We start from the raw sequence: 21624 nt of genomic DNA, 5'->3' as shown, positions 1-21624 counted from the left end.
TCAAAAAACCTTACTCAATCTCGATCGAAATCTCCGTGATGTAATTCCCCACATTGGTCTGCATGTAAAGAGAGACCTCGGCTTCGTAGGCGTTTCCGCGTATTTTATGGCCATGATCCCGGGCGTAGTCGAGAATAAAATCATAGGTTTCCTCCATATTCGGGTTCCAGGCTTTGATCAGCCGGATGTAGCGGCCTTGAGGCTTGATAAAGAGCCGATCATCGGGAATAGGTTCGGAAATGCGGCTGCAGATGTAATTGCCGGTATAGTAATCCCGGCTGATCAGGCTTTCATGGTGCATCAGAAATGATAGCTGATACTCCTCACCGAAGTCATGGGTGCGGCAATATTGAATATGCTCTTTCTGGGCTTTCAGAAAGGCGGCTGGCGACAGCGCATCAAAGGCGATGGGGGTTCCGATAAAATATTCCTCTGCTTCCGTCTCAATGACGTGGCAGATGCCTAGAAAGGAGCGATCCTGAAGTAGCTCATACTTTTCAATGCTCTGGCGCAGCATCTTTTCTTTTCGCAGCAGATTCTGTTTGTCGATCAACCGACTGTTTAGTTGTTCTGCTAGAATCTTCTGGAAGTCGGTGGGGGATGGGGTTGAGAAAATCTGGCAAATTTTTGCTAAGGAACAGCCGGTGCTTTTTAAAATATCAATCAGATAGAAATCATTGACCTGCAAGTCCGAGTAGGCATGATACCCATTAGGCTGAATTTTTTCGGGGATCAGCAGGCCGATGCGGTGATAATGACGCAGCGTTTCTTTGGTGGTATTACAAAGCGATGCAAATTCGCCACTGGTAAAAAACATTTTTTTCATATCAAAACCTCGCTTGACTATGGGGTAACAACATGGTTTATGATGACATTAAAGCTGTGAAAAGTCAAGACAGCAGGATGAAATGGAGAAATAAGTATGGATTACAAAACATTATATGAAAAGGTAGCGCCCCACCGGTTGTTAGTGATGGTGGCAATCCCAAGCATTATCAGTATGTTGGCAGCCTGCCTGTATCAGATGGTTGACGGTGTTTTCGTCGGACAGAATCTGGGAACCCAGGCCTTTGCAGCCATGAATCTGGTGATGCCCCTGGTTATTATCAATTTTTCAGTGGCTGAGCTCATCGGGGTCGGTTCTTCGGTGCCCATCGCCATCCGGCTGGGCGAAAAGGATCTGAAAACCGCCAACAATATTTTTACTTCGGCCTGTATTATGATCGTGGTCTCCGGTGTTCTTTTAGGAGGGATGTTCTTCATTTTTGCAGATGATTTGTTGAGACTGATGGGTGCCGATGAAGCCCTGGTTGCCCTGGGATCCCAATATTTGCGAGTATATGCACTGTTGTCGCCGTTTACCCTGATCATGTTTGCCGTGGACAACTATCTGCGGATTTGCGGAAAAATCAAGTATAGCATGTTTGCCAATATTTTTGTGTCGGTGCTGATCATTATCATTGAATTTATCATGATTGTGGTGTTACATTGGGGGATCTGGGCGGCGGCTCTGGCCTCTAACCTGGGGATGTTCATCGGAACCATCATCTGCTTTATCCCGTTTCTGGCTGGTAAAACCCAGCTGCAATTTGTGAGGCCGCGGATCACCAGACAGTTGCTGGGCACGATCTTTGCAAATGGGTTTCCCAGTTTCTTCAGTAATATCTCCAGCCGGGTTACCTCGATTGTAATCAATATCTACCTGTTGCGTCTTGGCGGCGCCGGGGCAGTGGCAACCTATGGGGTGCTGTTGTATGCCGATGGGATCATTCAGCAGGTTCTCTATGGTCTCTGCGATTCGCTCCAGCCGGCAGTGGGTTACAATTTCGGGGCAAAGAATCATCAGCGGGTTCGAAAAATTGTGCGCATGTATTTTGGGGTCTGCGGTGTGATTTCGATGGCGATGACCGGCATTCTTATTTTTAGCAGGGAAACCCTGGCGCTGATGTTTATCAGTGCCGGTGATCAGGACGTCATCACAATGACGGTTCAGGCCATGCTGATCTTTGCATCGGCGTATCTGTTTAGATGGATCTCGCTGGCGACCCAATGCTATCTAACCGCCATTGGTCAGTATGCCTATGCAACGATGATATCGACAGCGATGGCCTTGGCCTTTCCAGTGTTCTTTTTGCTGACCTTAACAGAGAGCCTGGGTCTTATTGCCATCTGGTTGAACATTCCGCTTTCAGCATTGGCTGCCGCTATTTTATCAATGGTAATGATTCGGTTGGCACAACGCAAGGCTGGTGTTGCGAAGGTTTGAAAATTAAAATATACGCCAAAATCCCCCTGACCAAATTTTCACGGTCAGGGGGATTTTGTTTTGCTGTATTTGAAAACGGCAGCGGTTAATTAACTTAAACCTTTTACTTAGAATAAATTACATAACCCGGATGGCGTGGTAGGCTTCGTGAACCGCATCCAAAATCTTACGCGGTGCTTCGGCATCACCGACAACCGTGACATTATCGCAGACACTTTCTAAATAATCTTCCAATTCATTGTTGGCCTGGTAACCGGCCGCAATAATAATCGTATCGCAGGAAATAGTCTGCTCCTGGCCGTCTTTAACATAGGTCAAAGCATCGGCTGTGATTTTGGTGACTTTAGCTCCGCCGATGACACCAACCTGACGTTCTTTTAACAGATCCCGTAGAGCCTGGTCATTATTTAAACAGTGGTCGGCAATTTTTAAAATATCATCCAGCATTTCGACAATGGTAACTTCGGCCGCAGTTTCTTTCATATAGGCAGCTGTTTCACAGCCCACTAAACCGCCGCCGATGACAACGACTTTTTGACCTGGTTTTTTAAGCCCGGTCAGATAATCGCCGGAAGCTGCAGCATACTCAATACCTTCAATTGGTGGCATCAGTGCCTTAGAACCGGCGGCCAGGATGATTTTATCATAGTCGGCAGCGTTGATGTTTTCCTTGGTTGCCGCTTTATTTAGCGAAACCTGAATATCGGACTTGTTAATCTGGGTTTCCATGTAGCGAATCAGGTTTAAAACGTCGTGTTTGAAGGTCGGCAGGCCGGCAGCCCATAAATTTCCGCCAAGCTTGTCGGATTTTTCCCATAAATCGACTTTAAATCCTCGTTGGGCAGCGGCAATGGCAGCCGACATTCCGCCTGGACCGCCACCGATCACCAGCACCTTCTTAATTTCAGATGTTTTTGGCGGCAGCGCATAATCGTCTTCGGCGTAGGTTAAAGGGTTGACGGCACAGTAATAATGCTTGCCGGAAAAACCGGACAACAGACATTCATTACAGCCGATACAGGGGATAATGTCTTCCGTTTGATTAGCTTTTATTTTATTAGCCCAATGTGGGTCCGCCAGCATTTGATGGCCGAGCACAACGTAATCAGTTTTGCCTTCGGCAATGGCAGCTTCAGCCTTTTTAGGATCACAAAGTTTACCCTGGCCAAGAACCGGCTTATCAACAATCTTTTTAACCGCAGCGACAACATCCAGCTGATGTGCTTCATTTTCATAAACAGTTGTGATAGCTTTATACCAGGCTTCGTAGCAGCCAACATCAACATGAAGGGCATCAATATCGGCTTCGTTGAGAATTTTAGCCATTTCGAGACCTTCAGCCAATTCTCTAAAGCCTTCAACACCGTGATAAGGGGTGAATTTAACTAAAATCGGGAAATTGGGGCCGACATTTTGACGCATGGCGGCAATACATTCTAAAGTAAAGCGCATCCGATTTTTCAAATCGCCGCCATATTTAAGTAGTGGTGCCTGCCACTAACTTATGAACTTATGATAAGCGGCACCATCGGGTGGGGGCGGTTCATATAAACCAATTGGACCTACAATTTTGATCGTTGCAATACGGAGTGAAACGATTAATTGAAGTTTGGTTAAAAGTGCAACGATTTATGAAACGAAAAATATATCGTTTCACGATTGGTTTTGTGGTAAAATTATCCTATAGAGAACAGGGAGGCTTACCAGTGAAAATGAAAGAAAGCTATAATTTGGAATTTAAAGAAGAAATATCAAGAACGTTTCTAAAGACGGTCAGTGCCTACGCTAATTATAACGATGGTGAAATATTATTTGGGATCGATGATGATGGACAACTTTTGGGGATGAAAAATCTTGCAACGGAGGAATCTTTAAGAATTGAAAACATGATTAACGATTCGCTTGTTCCAGTTCCGAATTTTGAAATTAGCGTTGAAGCAATCGGAGATCTAAAGGTTATTCGCTTAGCGGTTAAAAAAGGGAAGGATACACCTTACTATTGTAAAGGGAAAGCTTATAAACGTGCGGATACTGCTACCATTGAAGTTGATCGGTTTGAACTTAGACGACTAGCGATGGAAGGTATCAATCTGAATGACGAGGATAGAAAAGCTTCTTCTCAGGAGTTGTCATTTGCCGTGTTGGAATGGTGGTTACAAGAAGCAGCAGGTATCGAAAAAATAAACTTGGATATTCTAAAAACCCTTAATTTATATAACAAGGATGGTTATTACAACCTTGCCGGAGAATTATTGGCGGATCATAATGAAATCGGTTTTTCGGGGATTGATATTGTGAAATTCGGTAAAGACATCAGTCAGATCCAATTCAGAAAAACCATCACCAATCGATCGTTGTTAACCCAATTTGATATGGCAATCGAACTTTTTGAACAGTATTATATATTTGAAGAAATTGATGGTTATAACAGAACGAAAAAAGAACGGATTCCCAAAGAGGCGTTTCGAGAATCCCTGGCAAACGCCATCGTTCATCGTTTATGGGACATTAACTCGTTTATTCAAATAGCGATGTATGAGGATCAAATCGAAATCAACTCGCCTGGAGGTCTGCCGGCAGGTGTTTCTAAAGAGGAATACTTATACGGGAATATCTCAGTTTTGAGAAATCCTATTATTGCTGGAGTTTTTGATCGCTTAAATATTATTGAAAAATTTGGGACAGGAATCGCAAGAATAAATGAGGAATATCTTCATAGCATGACAAAACCTCTTTTTGATGTGAGTGAAAATAGAATTCGAATCGTATTACCGGTCATCAAAATTGATAAACTGGATTTGCCTGAAGATGAAGGGATTGTTTATGGTGTTTTAAAAGAAGCGGGAGAATTGACAAGAAAAGCAATCGATTTAAAAACCGGATTTGATAAGACAAAAACCATTAGGGTCTTGAATAAATTGACCACCAGGCAGTTAATTACAAAAGAGGGCAGTGGAAGATCAGTAACTTACAAGCTGAAGTAAAGCCTTTAAAGGTGTTGGCACCTAAGGTGTTGGCACCTGACACCAACTTATAAACTTTATTTGTGTAATACACTGTAATGCAAATGCGTGCGGTTGTCAATAGTAGTAATAGTAGAATAGTAATAGCGGTGCCACTTCTCTCACTGCGCTTGGAATTTGCAATTTATTCATCATTCAGTAAAAATTCAAGGATATTGATGATCGTTATGCCTTCAAAATCTGAATAAAGCGTGTTGTCCATGGTAAGGATTATTTTTGGATAATGATCAGTGATTGATTGGAGCGGTCTTAGTTCGCGTTTCCGTGTTTCTTCATCCAAAATGCTTGCAGAAACCTGGTAGTATATTTTTACGTTTGGCTTTGTTGCCACGAAATCCACTTCAAGTGTTCCGATTTTTCCAATCGCAACGGTGTAACCGCGTCGCAGTAATTCTAAATAGATGATGTTTTCGAGTACATGTCCGTAATCGGTGTTTCTGAGACCTGTCAGCTGATTGCGAAGGCCGATATCAACCATATAATATTTTTCAAGGGTCTTGAGAAACAGTTTGCCTTTCAGATCATAGCGGTTTGCCCGGTAAATAATAAAAGCATTTTCAAGCATTTTCAGATAGTTATCAATGGTGTCACTGGTTGTTTTTCTTCCGCTGCTGGTCAGGTAGTCGCTAATTTTTTTAGTCGATACGATACTTCCAATATTGGCTGCAATAAATTTTAAGACGCTTTCAAGCAAAGCGGCGTCTCTGACATGATTTCTCTGGACAACATCCTTCATAATCACCGTATTGTAAATGCCACTTAAAAATGGGGCGATCGTATCGGGATGGTCTTTTAGCTCAACAACGGTAGGGAGACCGCCAAATTCTAAGTAATCTTTAAAAATTTTCTCCAAATTGTTGCCTTTTTCGAAATCAGTAAAATCTAGATACTCTTTAAAGGACAACGGCAGCATTTTTATTTCTACATATCGGCCGGAGAGGAGGGTAGATAACTCTGAGGACAAAAGATATGCATTGGAACCGGTGATGTAAATATCAACAGTAGAATCCACTAGAAATGAGTTGATGGCCTTTTCCCAGGACTCAACCTGCTGTACTTCATCAAGAATAATGTAGTATTTTTGATTTGGGATTGTCATTCTGTTTTTGATATAGTTGTATAAGTGAACATATGTTGTAATCTTATCGAATTCAAAGGCTTCAAAGTTCATCCGGATAATATGATCATCACGAACACCGCTGTTACGTAAGTGCTCCTCGAATAATGAAAGCAAAGTTGATTTACCGCAACGGCGTATACCAGTAACAACTTTTATCAGCGGTTTATTTTTAAACTGAACGAGTTGCGTTAAATAAAGATCTCTTTTTTTCATAATTAATCACCTCATAATATTGATTATACCAGAAAAAAATAAAAAAACAAACAAGTATTTCGACTATAGTCGAAATACTTGTTTGGGTGTTGGTGCCTGCCACTAACTTATTAAGCCGGTGCCTGACGTTAACTTATAAACTTATTAGTTAATACGGTGCGACTATCTTATTAGCTGGTCTTATTTTTGTATAATTCTAATTCGTGAAAATATCCCATGATATATATGGTATGGGTTTCTTCTTCGATACGGAAAATGATGATATAATTGTAGTGCGGTACAAGTGCCTTTCGATATCCCCTGGACTTCATAAGATGATCATCGGAATATGCATACATTTTTGGATTACATTCCAAATTATCATAAACGTGCTCGATTTCTGCTAGTAAATTTCCAGCTGCCTGTGGATTTTTTAATTGATTAACCAGATAATTTACAATATGATCAAGTAATTCCGCGGCACTTTCCGTTATAATGAGGTTATATTGCATATTTTTTCTTTAGATTATCAAGAGATTCCCTTGCATCCCTTGTTTTACCCGTATCAATCTGGTTTTCAGATAATTCCAGTTGACGATACATGTTTAATCTTTTCATTGTAATTTCGTACATTTCAACACTCATGATTACCATATCGCCATAACCGTTTTTGGTAATATAAATTGGTTCTTCAGCAACATGACACATTTCTGAGATTTGTGATGTGTTTTTCAAATCCTTAATTGGAATAATTTTTGGCATAATAGCTACCTCCTTAAATTACGACCTAATTATACCATTATTCGCCCATTATATCAATAGGAGGTTAGGAAATAGAGGGTGGCGGTGCGACTCTCTTTCTTTTAATTGTGTGTATCCCCATAGCCGATTGAAAAGCTTTTTCGAGACGTTTAAAAGACAGATCCTGCTTTTGTGGTTTCAATCTTTCAAACGTTTATTTTGCCCTTCCAATATCAGACGGGTTAATTCCAAAGTATCAATTTCAACAGTTTTTGAACGGTTTTTTTATAGGCTTTTGATTTTTTAAAATAGTAGTGGCAAAAAATATAAAAACGGTTAAAATAGTAAAGGTGTGAATTTGTATGGGAGTCGCGGACAAAACTAGTGTGAGTAACACTCAAAAAAATTTTGTAATAGAAACGGTTGGAGGAATTTTGTGGATAAACGAAGTGAGTTTTCAAGTAAAATAGGTTTTGTGCTGGCAGCTGCCGGCTCGGCAGTGGGTCTGGGGAACATCTGGCGGTTTCCCTATTTGGCGGCAAAATATGGTGGCGGTCTCTTTCTGGTAATCTACCTTATTTTTGTGGTAACCCTGGGGTTTGCAATTATGACGGCAGAATTGGCGATCGGTCGAAAAACCCAGCTTAGCCCTGTGGGTGCTTACCGGGCTTTAGATAAACGCTTCAGCTTTGTGGGCATTATTGCCTCATTGGTTGCATTTCTGATTCTGCCCTATTACAGTGTTATCGGGGGCTGGGTGATCAAGTATTTTGCTGTGTTTGCGACCGGTGGCGGCATGACGACAGCTGGGGCAGATTATTTTTCGGGCTATATCGCCCAACCCATAGAACCGATTTTATGGCAGTCAATTTTTGTGCTGGCCACCACTTTTGTGGTGATCAGGGGGGTCAAGGATGGGATTGAGAAAGCCAGTAAAATATTAATGCCAATACTGATTGTAATGTCGGTTTTTCTGTCGATTTATTCGATAATGCAGCCTGGTGCCATGGCCGGAGTTTGGTATTTCCTATACCCGGATTTGGCGAATTTTAGCTTTCAGGCAGTTTTGGCCGCTATGGGTCAGATGTTTTACTCTCTATCCCTGGCCATGGGAATCATGGTAACCTATGGTTCTTATCTCAGTAAAAAAGATGATTTGGAGGCTTCAGTCAAGCAAATCGAACTGTTTGATGCCGGTATTGCCATATTAGCAGGATTTATGATTATCCCGGCAGTTTTTGCCTTTTCCGGCGGTGATCCTACAGCGCTTAACAAGGGACCAGGTTTGATGTTTGTCACCCTACCCAAGGTGTTTGAAACGATGGCGTTTGGAAACGTAATGGGCGGGGCCTTTTTTTTGCTGGTTCTATTTGCCGCGCTGACATCGTCTATTTCGCTGATGGAAGCTGTGGTGGCAACCGCTTGTGATCAGTTTAAGTGGGAACGAAAAAAAGGGGTGCTCATTATCGCGGTGCTGGCAATTCTAGTGGGGATACCATCTTCATTGGGGCAGGGGATATGGAGTAATGTACACATTTTTGGGTTCACTTTTCTGGATTTCTTCGATTTCATCACGAACTCTATTTTGATGCCAGTAGGAGCCTTTTTCACCTGCATCCTTGTTGGTCATGTTCTGGAAACTAAGCTAATAACCGAGGAGGTCAAACGGTCATCACCCTTTAAACGAGAAAAACTCTTTATCATTATGATTAAATATATTGCCCCTCTATGTATTATTGGGATCCTCATAAGTTCAATTTTAGAGGCACTGGGTGTGATTAACTATTGATACGAAGCAACACCGGAAGCGTTAAGATTTTTTCTCGATTCAGTTTTTTTATAGCATTTACTATTGTTACAAAAGCAGATATAATAATTAAAAAGTAGAAAGAAGGTAATTCTTAATGTGTACGAGCCTCACCCTAATGACCACAAATCAGATTAATACGCTTGCCAGAACCATGGATTTTGCTTTTTTATTAGACCCCGAGCTGATCTTCCTGCCAAGGAAGTTACCGTTGGTGTCAGAGGTGGATCAAACGGCTAGACCGGTTAAATATGCAATGATGGGAATCGGTCGAAATCTGGGCACCTATCTTTTTGCCGATGGCCTGAATGAAGCGGGACTGGCCTGCGCCAGTTTATATTTTCCGGGCTATGCTGAGTATAGCGATGCGATCATCCCAGATCACATTAATCTGGCTCCCCACGAAATTGTCGGTTGGCTGATGGCTAATTTCGCAACCCTTGAAGAAGTGAAGGCGGCGATCCCGCGGTTAAATATTGTCAGTACACCCCTTAAGATGATGAATGTGATTACTCCTCTACACTGGATTATTACCGATAAAACCGGGAATACGCTGGTCATTGAACCGATGAAAGACGGTATTGTTATCCATGAAAATCCCCTGGGGGTAATGACGAACAGCCCTGACTTCAATTGGCACTTAACCAACATTCGCAATTATATTGGTGTTTCGCCAAATAAAACCGGTCCAATTCAATTAAACGGCATGACATTCAGTCCTTTTGGCGGGGGTTCAGGAACATTTGGCTTGCCTGGAGATTATACACCACCTTCCCGGTTTTTGCGGGCATTGTTTGGAAGAGAAGCTATTAATCCCATCGAAACTGAAGAAGAATGCATTAACGCCGCTTTTCATATTTTAGCATCGGTTGACATACCCAAAGGGAGCGTTATCACCGACGAAGGAATTGATTTTACCCAATATACCGCCTGTATGGTTTGTAATAGTGGCACCTATTACTATAAGACCTATGATAATAACCAGATCGCCCGGGCTTGTCTATTTAATGAAGATTTTGAAGCCTCAGAACCAAAGATCTGGGATATTATCCAGAAACAGCAATACCATCAATTGAACTGAAAAGAAAATCAGTTGGGCAAAAGCATCAGAATTACATGGGAACGATGGTACGATGATAGTCTGTGTTTTAAGCATGTTGTTATAGAAAAAGGAAGAAAAGATGGATAATGGCTTTTGTTATCAAACCCCATTGGGGAAAATTGTTCTGACCGAGAATGGCAGCGCCATTACCCGGCTGATTTTTAGCGAGCGACTACCGGAAGAAGTGAATTGTGTGGAAACACCGCTACTTAAAAAGGCGGTTCAGGAGCTTCGGGAATATTTCGCCGGGACCCGACAAAGTTTCGATTTACCGCTCCAACCGGAAGGTACTGACTTTCAGCAAAAAGTCTGGAAAGCCCTTCAGGAGATTCCCTACGGAGCGGTTTGCAGCTACAAGGATATTGCCCGTGCCATTGGCAATGAAAAAGCTTGCCGAGCTGTGGGAGGCGCCAACAACAAGAACCCCATATCCATCATCATTCCCTGTCACCGGGTGATTGGGGCTAACGGCAGTTTAGTCGGGTATGGTGGCGGGCTGGAGCTTAAAAGAAAGCTGTTGGAGCTGGAAAAAATCGGACCAGCAGTGATCGTGATTCAAGAAGCAATCTCTGAATAAGGGGTTGTTTTTTTGTGGTTCAAATTATTTGTGTCATCAAAAAACTTCAATTCAACTAAAAAAATAGTGAACAAAAATAATAAAACGGTTAAAATGATAGCAGTGTGAGTTAATTCGAGCTTTAATTACAAAACGAGAGAGGAGGGCGTAGTAGATGAAACGGATCATTACCGAATATTTGAAACCATTTTATGGCCGGATGGCCTTTGGGGTATTCTTTAAATTCACTGGTTCGATCATGGATTTGATTATTCCCTCAATTCTGGCCACTATTATTGATCAGGTGATTCCGTTAAATGAACCGTTGCTAATTTTCTATTGGGGCGGCGTGATGGTGGGTTGCGCCATCATCGGGATGGTCTTTAATATTATTGCCAACCGGATGGCGGCCCGGGTGGCCAGTGATGCCACGGAGGTGATCCGCCATGATCTGTTTGCCAGGGTGATGTATTTTTCCAATCACCAGATGGATACCCTGACCAAACCGTCGGTGATTTCGCGGTTAACCTCTGACACCTACATTATTCACCAGATGATCATCCGCATCCAAAGATTGGGGGTTCGGGCACCGATTATGCTGGTTGGCGGCATTATTATTACCATGACTCTGGATCCGATGCTGGCAACGGTGTTGATTGGGATTATGCCGATCATGGCAGTGCTGATCACCCTGGTTTCGAGAAAAAGCATGCCGCTTTTTGCGGGTCTGCAACAGACCTTTGACAGTTTTGTTCGGCTCGTCAGAGAGGATATCAATGGTATCCGGGTCATTAAAGCCTTGTCCAAAACAGACTATGAGAAAAAACGGTTTGATGCGATTAATACCGATGTCGTAAACCGCGAGAAAAAAGCCCGGATGACGGTGGCGGTGATTTCACCAACAATGAATGTCTGTCTGAATATGGGTTTGGTTGGGGTTGTGGTAATGGGGGCCTATGGCGTCAATAACGGCACCTCAGAAGTGGGCATCATCCTCGCTTTTATGACTTATTTCACGATTATTCTTCATGCTGTGGTAGCCATTTCCAAATTATTTGAGATGTGGCCAAAGGCGACGGCTTCGGCCGATCGGATCGTCCAGGCGCTGGATAGTGCGGATGCATTGGCAATTCAGGAAGTAGCTGAAGATAGTGACACTACTAAAAAGGGTGCTTTTGTGGAATTTAGGAATGTCACCTTTTCGTATGACAAAAAAGAACCCAATCTGACCAACATTTCTTTTGCGCTGGCAAAAGGAGAAACGCTGGGAATTATCGGCGAAACCGGTGCCGGGAAAACGACCCTGTTAAACCTGCTGATGCGGCTCTATGATGTCGACGAGGGGACCATCACCATTGCTGGCCATGACGTCAGATCGATGGATCCCCGGGAATTGCATAAAAAATTCGGGGTGGCCTTTCAGAATGACATGATTTTTGAAGCCACCATCGAGGAAAATATTGATCTGGGCAGAAATCTGCCGAAAGAGGCCATTATCGCGGCGATTGACTGTGCTGGCGCCACCGAATTTGTGGATGAAAAATCCGCTAAATCGGCGGAGCAACTGACCATCAAAGGGGCCAACCTCAGCGGTGGTCAGAAACAACGGATCCTGATTGCCCGGGCGCTGGCTTCACGTCCGGAAATACTGGTGCTGGATGATTCATCCAGTGCGCTGGACTATCAAACCGATGCGGCCTTTCGTAAAGCGATTAAAGCGAACTTTGACGACACCACCATTATTATCGTCGCTCAGCGGGTCAGTTCGATCCGCCATGCCGATCATATTCTGGTGCTGGAAAACGGTGCGATCATCGGCTTGGGCAAGCATAAGCATCTGATGAAGAGCTGTGAAGTTTATCGGGAAATCAGTCATTCCCAGATGGGGGTATCCTGAGATGAGACGATCACAAAAATTTGAGAAACCGCAAAATCGCAAAGGTACCCTGATCCAGTTGGGCGGCTACCTGATGCGCTATAAATGGCGGTTGTTTGCCGCTATTGCCTTGACCATCGGGAGCAATCTGCTGGCCCTGGTGGGGCCGCTGCTTTCCGGCTATGCCATTGATGCGATCGAACTGGGAACCGGCCAGGTCAATTTCAGTCAGGTCTTTTATTACGCCGGCTGGATGGTCGTCTTTTATATCGGCTCAGCCGGACTGACCTATGTTCTGGAAGTACTGATGATTCGGGTCAGCCGTCAGGTTACCTACGCGATGCGTAAGGATGTCTTCAATAAGCTCCTGGATCTGCCGGTGGGTTATTTTGATGTCCACCAGACCGGTGATGTCATCAGCCGGATTACCTATGACATTGATACCGTCAACAGTTCAATTTCCAGTGACCTGATTCAGGTATCCTCAGCGGTGATCACTGTCCTGGGCTCGTTTTTGATGATGTTGGCGATCTCGCCCAAACTGGTGCTTATTTTTGCTTTTACGGTACCGGCATCGATCTTTATGTCCCGTTACCTGGTTAAAAAGACCCGCCCGCTATTTAGCCGGCGCTCGCGAAAATTGGGGGAGCTTAATGGTTTTGTGGAGGAAATGGTGTCGGGCCAGAAGACCTTGAAAGTCTATGACCAGGAAGAGCATACAATTGCAAAATTCAACATCAAGAATAAAGAAGCGGTCGATGCCTACTATAATGCTGAATACTATGGCAGTATGATTTTTCCGACCATTAATTTTATCAACAACCTGTCATTGGCCTGCATCAGTGTCTTTGGGGCGCTATTATATTTGGCCGGAGCGATGTCGATCGGGCAGATTTCTTCCTTTGTGCTGTACTCCCGCAAGTTCTCGGGGCCGATTAATGAAATGGCCAATATCATGAACGATCTGCAATCGTCGCTGGCGGCAGCTGAGCGGGTCTTTGCCTTACTAAATGAACTGTCTGAGGCCAGGGACACTGAAAAGATGACGGAGCTGACTAATGTGAATGGCGATATCGTGCTGGAAAATGTCCGCTTCAGCTATGATGCCAATCAGATGATTATCAAAAACCTCAGTCTAAAGGCTGAAGCGGGCAAGCTGATTGCCATCGTCGGCCCGACCGGAGCCGGAAAAACCACGATCATCAATCTGCTGATGCGCTTTTACGACACCGAAGCCGGGAATATTTATGTCGATGGCAATGAGGTTCAGGAGCTGACCCGGGACAGCCTGAGAAAATCATTCGCGATGGTGCTGCAGGACACCTGGATTTTTCATGGCAGTGTTTATGAGAACCTGACCTACGGCAGAGAAAATGTTACCATGGAAGAGGTAGTGCAGGCGGCCAAAGCAGCGCGCATTCATTCCTTTATTGAGCATCTTCCCCATGGCTATGAAACTGTCTTAAAAGGTGAGGACACTAATATTTCCAAAGGACAGAAGCAGCTCTTAACGATTGCCCGGGCAATGCTGCTGGATGCCAAAATGCTGATCCTTGATGAGGCCACATCCAACGTCGACACCCGCACCGAGAAAAAGATCCAGGCGGCCATGCGTCAGCTGATGAAGGATAAAACCTGTTTTGTCATCGCCCACCGGCTGTCCACGATTCAGAATGCCGATCTGATTCTGGTGGTGGAGCGGGGCGATATAGTGGAACAGGGAACCCATGAAGAACTGATGGAAAACGGTGGAAGCTATTGGCAGATGTATCAGGCGCAGTTTGAGTGATGAGAAAAGCATGATCAACTTTACTTTGAGATTCAAAATCCAAGGGTGAAGAAGTTAAAAAATCATATTGATAGCGGTTATTAACATGTTATAATAATACCCAAAGATAAAAACACAGTTCTGGTTGGTAGTCCAGACGCGGTTGATACCGTCAGTAACCTGCCTCCTAAGGTTGTCCGTTCTTTGTCACTATTTTCTAGGAGGAATTGAATATGGACAAAGTAACAGCCAAATTGACAGTTTTTTTTGACGACCCCTTTTGGGTTGGTGTTTTTGAAAGCGCCGATGGCGACATGCTGAAAGTGGCCAAGGTAACCTTCGGCTCGGAACCCAAGGATGGGGAAATCTATGATTTTCTGCTTAAGCATTATAACCGGCTCCAATTCAGCCAGTCAATCGCGGATGAAAAAGCGCCGGAAAAGCGGATCAATCCCAAACGGATGCAACGGGATATTCATCGGCAAATGACTGAAAAAAGCATTGGCACCAAGGCGCAGCAAGCTTTAAAAGAAGAACAGGAAAACAAAAAGATAATCCGAAAAGCCTTTAACCGGCAGAAAACAGAAGCAGAAAAACAACAGCAATTTGAACTGCGGCAGGAAAAGAAAAAGCAGAAACATCGGGGGCATTAATCAAGGGGTGGCGTAATTAAATTACTTTAAGAAATTTGAAATTCTGTGATCAGGTTACGGAGTATTAATCTAAAATGGTTATAATAAAGATATACAAATTAACGATTAAGGAGATTAAAGATATGAGCGCAGTAACAATCACCAAAGATAATTTTCAACAGGAAGTCATCAATTCGGATAAACCGGTATTATTGGATTTTTGGGCACCCTGGTGTGGCCCCTGTAAAATGGTATCGCCGATCATCGATGAAATAGCTGATGAGGTGTTCACCTTAAAGGTCGGAAAAATAAACGTCGATGAGCAACAGGAACTGGCCGCTGAATTTAAGGTCATGAGTATTCCGACACTGGCAGTAGTCAAGGGCGGTGTCGTCGTGAAAAAAGCCGTGGGTGCAAAATCAAAAGCAGATATTTTAGATTTAGTAGCTGAATAGCCTCAAAAAGAGCAACCGAGAAATTGGTTGCTCTGAGGTTGGTGATAAACTACCGTACCGACCAATTGTTAATCTGTTGTTCGCTGCGGAATCTGACAGGCTATGCCATGTCCGCTCCGATGCGTACAACATGATGTAACAATTGTCGGTACTGGGTTATCTTTTTTTGACAGTCTGAGAGCAACTGAGAAATTGGTTGCTCTTTTAAATTTTTTGGTCGGCGCATCGTGTTAACCAGTTGGGCCCTTATATTATTTCTTTCAATTGCACCTTGTCGATCACTTCAATTTTCCCCCGGGACAGGTTGACATAGCCTTCGTTTTCGAAGTATTTCAGCATCCGGGATACTACTTCCCGGGCGGAACCGACGTATTTGGCAATTTGTTCATGGGTCATCACAATGGTGTTGGAACCGGTATGGGCAACCTCGTCCAGCAGGAAGATTGTCAGCCGTTTATCGAAACTCATAAAGAGAATCTGCTGCATCGCCCACATCACGTCCGAAAAACGATCGATCATTGATTTATAAGAAAAATTTTCGGCATAGATGTTTTCGGTGCAGATTTGCTGGAAGACAGAGGACTTGATCAGGAGCACCTCACAATCTTTTTCGGCATCAATATGAACATCAAAGGTAATATTTTCCAGGATACAGGAAGCGGATAAGATGCAGATTTCATCGGTTCCCAGTCGATAAAGGGTGATATCCCGGCCGTCTTCGGATAAAATATAGGTGCGCAATTCGCCGCTTTTAATCAGCAACACGCCGACACAGTCGTTTTCACCGCGATGAATGTTTTCACCGCGTTTATATTTTACCGGCATGGCGTTTTCTAAAAGCATGGTTTTCTGATGGGGATTTAAGTGATCCCAAAAGGTCAGGACTGTTTCGATAAAGGTAAGATCGGCTTCTTTTAACATTTTAATACCTCGTCTATAGTTTGGGTAATAGTATAGCATAATTATTTTGATTCTACTTTAAAAATTAGGGTATAAAGTGGTACTATAAAGTATCAAGGCAAGGAGCGTTCTATGAATAAAGAGATAAGAAAAGATCTGGAACTAAGGCGGCTGGAAGCCAAGGACTTAACCCAGTTTAATGATATTTTGAGGTATGCCTTTCAGGTGACTGATGAACAACTGTTAAAAGTGGGATGGAAACACGATGAGATTAAGCGGTCAAAATTTCCGATTCTGGAAAAAGCTGAGGTCATCGGCTGGTTTGAGGATGAGCGGCTGGCGGCCCAGATCGCTGTTTACCCGCTGCAGGTCAATATCAGTGGCAGTATCTATGAGATGGGTTATATTACCGGGGTGGCTACCTATCCGGAATATATGGGCCTGGGTTTGATGTCCGGGCTGATGAAAAAAAGCCTGGAAACGATGTACGGACGAAACCAGTGCATTTCATTTTTATTCCCCTATTCACACCCACTCTATCGTCACAAGGGCTGGGAGGTCGTCTCAGATAAGATGACCTTCCATATCCGGGACAATCAGCTGCCCCGGGACATTGACGTGCCGGGACGGGTGAAACGGGTCAAGGAAAACAGTCCTGATCTCATCGCCCTTCACGACACTTTTGCCAGACAAACCCACGGTTGTCTGGTTCGCAATGAGCTGGTCTGGGAGGAATATTGGCGCTGGGATGTCGAGGATGTCACGACCGCCATTTATTATGGCGAAGATGATCAGCCCCGGGGCTATCTGGTTTATCTGATCGAAAATGATGTCTTTCATGTCAAAGAAATGGTCTATCTGAATCAGGAAGCCCGAAAAGGGTTATGGGGTTATATCGCGGCCCATGAGTCGATGATCAATGAGGTGGTTGGCAATAATTACAATAACCATACGGTATCGTTTCTGTTCGGCGACAGCGATATGAAAGAAACCATCCGTCCCTATATTATGGCGCGGATTGTCGATTTTGAAGGGTTCTTCAAACAGTATCACTTTTCCAACACCGAAATCAATGAGTCGGTGACCTTTGACATTGTTGACACCGTGCTGGAGTGGAATAATCGCAGTTTCACGGTCAAGTTCAGTCCCGGTCAGGCCCCAGTTTTAGTTGATGAACCTTCAGAAAACCGGGTCAAACTGGAAATCGGGATTTTAACCTGTATGCTACTTGGTTATAAGCGGCCCACCTACCTCCAGCAAATCGAACGGCTGGAGGCCAGCAAAAAAACGGTTGCCATTCTGGAGAGTGTCATCGCCAATGAGAAAATTTATTTCTCGGATTATATTTAAGCACAAAAAAACGATTGATGTGATTATCAATCGTTTTTTTTGATTGCTGCGATGCCGGACCGCAGGGTGGCTTCATCAATAGCGCCACGATAGCCGTTGACAATTTTACCCGCGGGGTTAATAAACAAGGTGGTGGGAATCGATGAAATGCCATAGGCGGTGCTGGCTTCCAGTTCGGTATCAAAATAAACGGGGAAGTCGAAGCCCTGAGCGGTGACGTATTGCAGGCCCTTTTCTTTTGTTTCCCGTTGCCCATCAGTCTGATCAATCATCAGAAAGACAACCTCATCTTTTTGATCCTGATAGACGGTGTTGAAATGGGGCATTTCGCTTTTACAGGGGGGACACCAGGAGGCCCAGAAGTTCAGGACCACCGGTTTCCCGGCAAAATCAGACAGCTTGACCGGCTTACCATCTTGATCAAAGACGGTGAAATCGGGAGCCGTCTGGAGTTCTTCAGTAGACGCTGAGTCGCTACTATTTGTGGCCGGAGCTTGCGGATTAAAGCTTTGCGACAAGGTACTGTAGCCCCAATAAATGATGGCCAGAAAGGCCACAAAGACGACGATAGCGAGAATAGTTTTAAATTGTTTAGTCATGAGATACTCCTTAAAAAGTTAAAAGTGATAGAAAATAGCCCAACAGTCCGGTGGCCATCAGCAGACCGATGACAACCAGCAGCCCCCCGGAGATCCGATTGATGATCAGATAATTCCGCTTGATAAAATCAAAGGTGGATTTCATCCGATCAATTAAAATGGCCGAAACCACAAAGGGAATGCCCAGGCCAAGGGAAAATGATAACAGCATCAAAATACCCTTGAGCGTATCACCGCTGGAGGCCGCCATCATCAGGGCCGAGCCCAGAAAAGCGCCAACACAGGGTGTCCAGCCGATGGAAAAGACGATGCCAAAAAGCAATGCCGAAAAGAAACCGGAATGCGAATGATCGAGGTTCATCTGACGGTTGGTATTAAGAAAAGGGATATTCAGCACATCCATAAAATTCAAGCCAAAAATGATGATAATAATGCCGCCGATCACATTGACAATGGTACTGTACGCCATCAAGATGCTGCCGATACTGCCGGCAAAGGCGCCAAGCAAAACAAAGATCACTGTAAAGCCGAGAACAAAGCCCAGGGCATTAATGATAACGGTACGATTATTGTCACCCGGGGTTTGACCGGCAAAATAGGAGATATAAATGGGCAGCATCGGTAAGAGACAGGGTGAGATAAAGGTGATAATGCCTTCCAGAAATGCGATAAAATAATCCATACAGCCTCCTTTTTAGGATCAGGATCAGAGCAACCTTAATAAAATAAATCAATTAAGGTTTTTTTTATTGTAACAAAAGCTCATTTTTAAGTCCGTGATCAGATCACAGTAATTATATTATGACAATGGAAGCTTAAGAATGAAAGAGAGCTTTGGTAAAAAAAGGGTCTAATTATTGAATTTTATACTAAACATTGTTAAATAAGTAGCGAAGTTTGATTAAAAGGCTGGAAAGCTACGTGAAATTTTTCTATTCAGTTAACCTGGTTAAACTTTGAGGGTAAAAATTCGCTAAGTTGCAATGCTAAAGAGCGGTTGAGATTATCGATTGTTAATATTTATACTATCTCAGAAATAAGCCAAAAAACCTGAGCTAAGAAAATCTGGTTCGGCTTTTAACTTTAAGTAAACGTTTTAATGAATTTTCGTAAAGTCGTCAAGAAAGGGTGAATTATTACTCTGGTATAGCGGTGTGAAAGGGTGAAACACAACCTCGGATAAATTCCATATTTCCTCTTGTAATTCAATTTTTTGAATGTATAATTAAGTTCGATTTGAGGCCCCCAAAAAGACAAAATAAGAACGCCTTATCTAATAAGAAGAAAGTTGACAAAAAAGGCCGATGCCCTGACCGGAACAACAATATAAAGTTAAATTTAATTGCTGATTGAGAGAAGTAAATGCAATGAACTGGCGGACATACATAATAAATCGAGTAGAATGTGGGAGTGAAACGAAATGCGCAGAGAAGAGACCGGAATTGTCATCGAAACCAGCGAAAATAAGGCAAAAGTCAAGGCCAGCCGTCATGGTGATTGCGAAAATTGTGGGGTTTGCCCAGGCGATAACGCCATGGTTGTTGCGGTTCAAAACCCGATTCGTGCCAAAGTTGGTCAACGGGTAGCTTTCGAAATCCAGGAAGCGAACATGTTGATGGCAGCTTTTGTGGTTTACATCCTGCCACTGCTGGCGTTAATGGTGGGAGCCATCAGCGGTGGCATCCTGGGGAATAATCTGGGACAACATGTTCTGGCCGGTCAGATCGGTGGTGGAATATTGTTCTTTGCCATCGCAGTAGTCTATATGAAACGCTATGATCGGGCGGTGAAGAAAAATGATCAGCTACTACCGGTGATCACCAAAATCCTGAATTAGTTAGGCCGGGCCTAACAAATCAACAATAACTTAATTAAATTAACAAAGGAAAAAAGAGGTATACAAATGATTAAATCATTTCGTGGTGGGGTTCATCCCAAAGACAGTAAATTCTATACTGCGGGAAAACCAATCGAAACAGCGCCGTTACCCGAGGTTGCGGTGATTCCGATGAGACAGCATATTGGCGCCGCCAGTATCCCGATCGTCAAAAAGGGTGATCTGGTCAAAAAAGGTCAGGTAATTGGTGAAGCGGATGGCTTTGTCTCGAGCAATGTTCATGCATCCATATCCGGACAGGTTATCGATGTGGGTAGTCATCCCCATCCCATCTTTGGCAAATGCGAGGCCGTTGTCATCAGCAGTGATGGCAAAGACGAATGGCTGGAAGGGCTCCCGTTGACGCGTAATTGGGAAGAGCTGGAAGCCGCACAATTACTGAAAATAATCAGTGATGCTGGAATCGTCGGGATGGGGGGCGCCACGTTTCCAACCCATGTTAAATCAACCGTTCAAAAAGACAAGCATGTCGATCTCCTGGTGCTGAATGCCGCCGAATGCGAACCCTATTTAACGGCCGATCATCGGATGATGCTGGAAGAAGGTCCCCGGATTGTCGCCGGGGTAAGAATTGCCATGAAAGTTTTGGGGGTCGAAAAATGTCTGATAGGAATTGAAGATAATAAAAAAGATGCGATCGAAGAAATGACCACCGCCTTTGCGGGTTTGCCGGTAGATGTGGTGGCACTGCCGACAAAATATCCCCAGGGGGCTGAAAAAATGCTGATTAATGCTGTTTCGGGAAGAATTATTCCTTCCGGCGGACTGCCCATGGATGTGGGCGTGGTGGTTCAGAATGTCGGTACCGTGGCGGCCATCTGTGATGCCGTAACCCGGGGCATTCCGTTGATCCAGCGGGTAACGACGGTTAGTGGTGGCAGTATCAAAGCGCCGAAAAACATCAGGGTGCGTATCGGTACTTCTTTTCGCGAAGCCATTGATTTTTGTGACGGATTTTTAACCCGCCCGGAAAAAATAATCATGGGCGGACCGATGATGGGGATGGCCGAACCGAATATTGATATTCCCATTATTAAGGGCGTATCCGGCATTCTGGCGATTGCAAAAGGGGAAGCCAATACGGGTAAGGAAGCCTCATGTATTCGTTGTGGGCGATGTGTCAACGCTTGTCCGATGGGTTTAAACCCGAGTATGCTCAGCATTTTAAGCGAGCGGGGGCTTTATGAAGAGGCCCGGGAAGATTACGGGCTTTTCGATTGCGCCGAATGTGGCAGCTGTGTATTTGCCTGTCCAGCCAAGCGCAACATTGTCCAATATGTTAAATTTAGCAAAGCCCAGAATGCGGCTGCAAAATTGAAAGAGAATCGAGGTTAAGCATC

Annotated in this window: 19 protein-coding genes and 1 pseudogene; 12 read left to right on the top strand and 8 right to left on the bottom strand. The window is 44.0% G+C overall.

All coding sequences use genetic code 11. The features are described 5' to 3' along the window. Window positions 1-10: 10 nt before the first annotated feature. Window positions 11-826, bottom strand: coding sequence for a MerR family transcriptional regulator (locus A3KS_RS22415; RefSeq protein ID WP_026394206.1), 816 nt, complete (start codon window positions 824-826; stop codon window positions 11-13). Window positions 827-922: 96 nt separating this feature from the next. Here A3KS_RS22415 and A3KS_RS0106335 point away from each other — a divergent pair, with 96 nt between their 5' ends. Further along, complete coding sequence (locus tag A3KS_RS0106335) at window positions 923-2266, top strand: MATE family efflux transporter (protein ID WP_026394205.1); 1344 nt, start codon at window positions 923-925, stop codon at window positions 2264-2266. A gap of 117 nt (window positions 2267-2383) precedes the next feature. Here the strand turns inward: A3KS_RS0106335 and A3KS_RS24195 are convergent. Then, window positions 2384-3733: pseudogene (locus A3KS_RS24195) on the bottom strand (FAD-dependent oxidoreductase); the annotation flags it as partial. Between the two features lie 245 nt (window positions 3734-3978). Between A3KS_RS24195 and A3KS_RS0106325 the strand changes: the two are divergent. Further along, window positions 3979-5250 carry an ATP-binding protein gene (locus A3KS_RS0106325; RefSeq protein WP_026394204.1) on the top strand — a complete coding sequence of 424 codons (1272 nt, stop codon included), beginning with the start codon at window positions 3979-3981 and terminating at the stop codon, window positions 5248-5250. Between the two features lie 163 nt (window positions 5251-5413). Here A3KS_RS0106325 and A3KS_RS0106320 read toward each other — a convergent pair whose 3' ends face one another. The 3 genes from A3KS_RS0106320 to A3KS_RS0106310 all read right to left on the bottom strand — a co-directional run bounded on the left by A3KS_RS0106320 (window position 5414) and on the right by A3KS_RS0106310 (window position 7363). Further along, window positions 5414-6622 carry an ATP-binding protein gene (locus A3KS_RS0106320; protein WP_026394203.1) on the bottom strand — a complete coding sequence of 403 codons (1209 nt, stop codon included), beginning with the start codon at window positions 6620-6622 and terminating at the stop codon, window positions 5414-5416. Window positions 6623-6792: 170 nt separating this feature from the next. Continuing rightward, window positions 6793-7113: a type II toxin-antitoxin system RelE/ParE family toxin gene (locus tag A3KS_RS24265; protein WP_026394202.1), complete on the bottom strand. Its 321-nt coding sequence runs from the start codon at window positions 7111-7113 to the stop codon at window positions 6793-6795. After that, the gene (locus A3KS_RS0106310) at window positions 7103-7363 is read right to left on the bottom strand and encodes a type II toxin-antitoxin system Phd/YefM family antitoxin (RefSeq protein ID WP_026394201.1); all 261 of its coding nucleotides are present in this window, start codon (window positions 7361-7363) and stop codon (window positions 7103-7105) included. Before A3KS_RS0106310 ends, A3KS_RS24265 begins: the two co-directional genes overlap by 11 nt. 415 nt (window positions 7364-7778) lie before the next feature. Here A3KS_RS0106310 and A3KS_RS0106305 point away from each other — a divergent pair, with 415 nt between their 5' ends. The 7 genes from A3KS_RS0106305 to trxA all read left to right on the top strand — a co-directional run bounded on the left by A3KS_RS0106305 (window position 7779) and on the right by trxA (window position 15538). Beyond that, entirely contained in the window at window positions 7779-9131 is a 1353-nt protein-coding gene (locus A3KS_RS0106305; RefSeq protein ID WP_026394200.1) for a sodium-dependent transporter, read from the top strand. Between the two features lie 115 nt (window positions 9132-9246). Continuing rightward, on the top strand, window positions 9247-10230 hold the full coding sequence (locus A3KS_RS0106300) for a linear amide C-N hydrolase (RefSeq protein WP_026394199.1): 984 nt from the start codon (window positions 9247-9249) through the stop codon (window positions 10228-10230). A 100-nt stretch (window positions 10231-10330) separates the two neighbouring features. Beyond that, window positions 10331-10828, top strand: a complete 498-nt coding sequence (locus A3KS_RS20290; protein ID WP_051355697.1) for a methylated-DNA--[protein]-cysteine S-methyltransferase — start codon at window positions 10331-10333, stop codon at window positions 10826-10828. Between the two features lie 154 nt (window positions 10829-10982). Continuing rightward, window positions 10983-12704, top strand: a complete 1722-nt coding sequence (locus A3KS_RS0106290; protein ID WP_026394198.1) for an ABC transporter ATP-binding protein — start codon at window positions 10983-10985, stop codon at window positions 12702-12704. Between the two features lies 1 nt (window position 12705). Beyond that, window positions 12706-14472 (top strand): ABC transporter ATP-binding protein, encoded by a 1767-nt coding sequence (locus tag A3KS_RS0106285; protein ID WP_026394197.1) that lies wholly within the window; start codon window positions 12706-12708, stop codon window positions 14470-14472. A gap of 212 nt (window positions 14473-14684) precedes the next feature. Further along, window positions 14685-15104, top strand: a complete 420-nt coding sequence (locus A3KS_RS0106280) for a YjdF family protein (RefSeq protein WP_026394196.1) — start codon at window positions 14685-14687, stop codon at window positions 15102-15104. A 122-nt stretch (window positions 15105-15226) separates the two neighbouring features. Then, window positions 15227-15538: a thioredoxin gene (gene trxA / locus A3KS_RS0106275; protein WP_026394195.1), complete on the top strand. Its 312-nt coding sequence runs from the start codon at window positions 15227-15229 to the stop codon at window positions 15536-15538. A 246-nt stretch (window positions 15539-15784) separates the two neighbouring features. Here trxA and A3KS_RS0106270 read toward each other — a convergent pair whose 3' ends face one another. Next, window positions 15785-16459, bottom strand: coding sequence for a Crp/Fnr family transcriptional regulator (locus tag A3KS_RS0106270; protein ID WP_026394194.1), 675 nt, complete (start codon window positions 16457-16459; stop codon window positions 15785-15787). Between the two features lie 111 nt (window positions 16460-16570). Between A3KS_RS0106270 and A3KS_RS0106265 the strand changes: the two genes are divergently transcribed. Next, window positions 16571-17788 (top strand): GNAT family N-acetyltransferase, encoded by a 1218-nt coding sequence (locus tag A3KS_RS0106265; RefSeq protein ID WP_026394193.1) that lies wholly within the window; start codon window positions 16571-16573, stop codon window positions 17786-17788. Window positions 17789-17814: 26 nt separating this feature from the next. On the opposite strand, the gene A3KS_RS0106260 is transcribed toward A3KS_RS0106265, so the two are convergent. Together A3KS_RS0106260 and A3KS_RS0106255 are read right to left on the bottom strand one after the other, a co-directional pair. Continuing rightward, a complete protein-coding gene (locus A3KS_RS0106260; protein ID WP_026394192.1) occupies window positions 17815-18387 on the bottom strand; it encodes a TlpA family protein disulfide reductase in 573 nt (190 codons plus the stop codon). 10 nt (window positions 18388-18397) lie between these two features. Then, complete coding sequence (locus A3KS_RS0106255; RefSeq protein ID WP_026394191.1) at window positions 18398-19069, bottom strand: cytochrome c biogenesis CcdA family protein; 672 nt, start codon at window positions 19067-19069, stop codon at window positions 18398-18400. Between the two features lie 738 nt (window positions 19070-19807). On the opposite strand from A3KS_RS0106255, the gene A3KS_RS0106250 reads away from it, so the two are divergent. Together A3KS_RS0106250 and rsxC are read left to right on the top strand one after the other, a co-directional pair. Next, a complete protein-coding gene (locus tag A3KS_RS0106250; protein WP_026394190.1) occupies window positions 19808-20224 on the top strand; it encodes a SoxR reducing system RseC family protein in 417 nt (138 codons plus the stop codon). A 66-nt stretch (window positions 20225-20290) separates the two neighbouring features. Beyond that, window positions 20291-21619, top strand: a complete 1329-nt coding sequence (gene rsxC / locus A3KS_RS0106245; RefSeq protein ID WP_026394189.1) for an electron transport complex subunit RsxC — start codon at window positions 20291-20293, stop codon at window positions 21617-21619. Window positions 21620-21624: the final 5 nt, after the last annotated feature.

It is taken from the genome of Acetobacterium malicum subsp. dehalogenans DSM 11527 (genome assembly GCF_000472665.1).
In the GTDB taxonomy this organism is placed as follows: domain Bacteria; phylum Bacillota; class Clostridia; order Eubacteriales; family Eubacteriaceae; genus Acetobacterium; species Acetobacterium malicum.
This window is presented reverse-complemented; position numbering and strand designations above follow the sequence as displayed.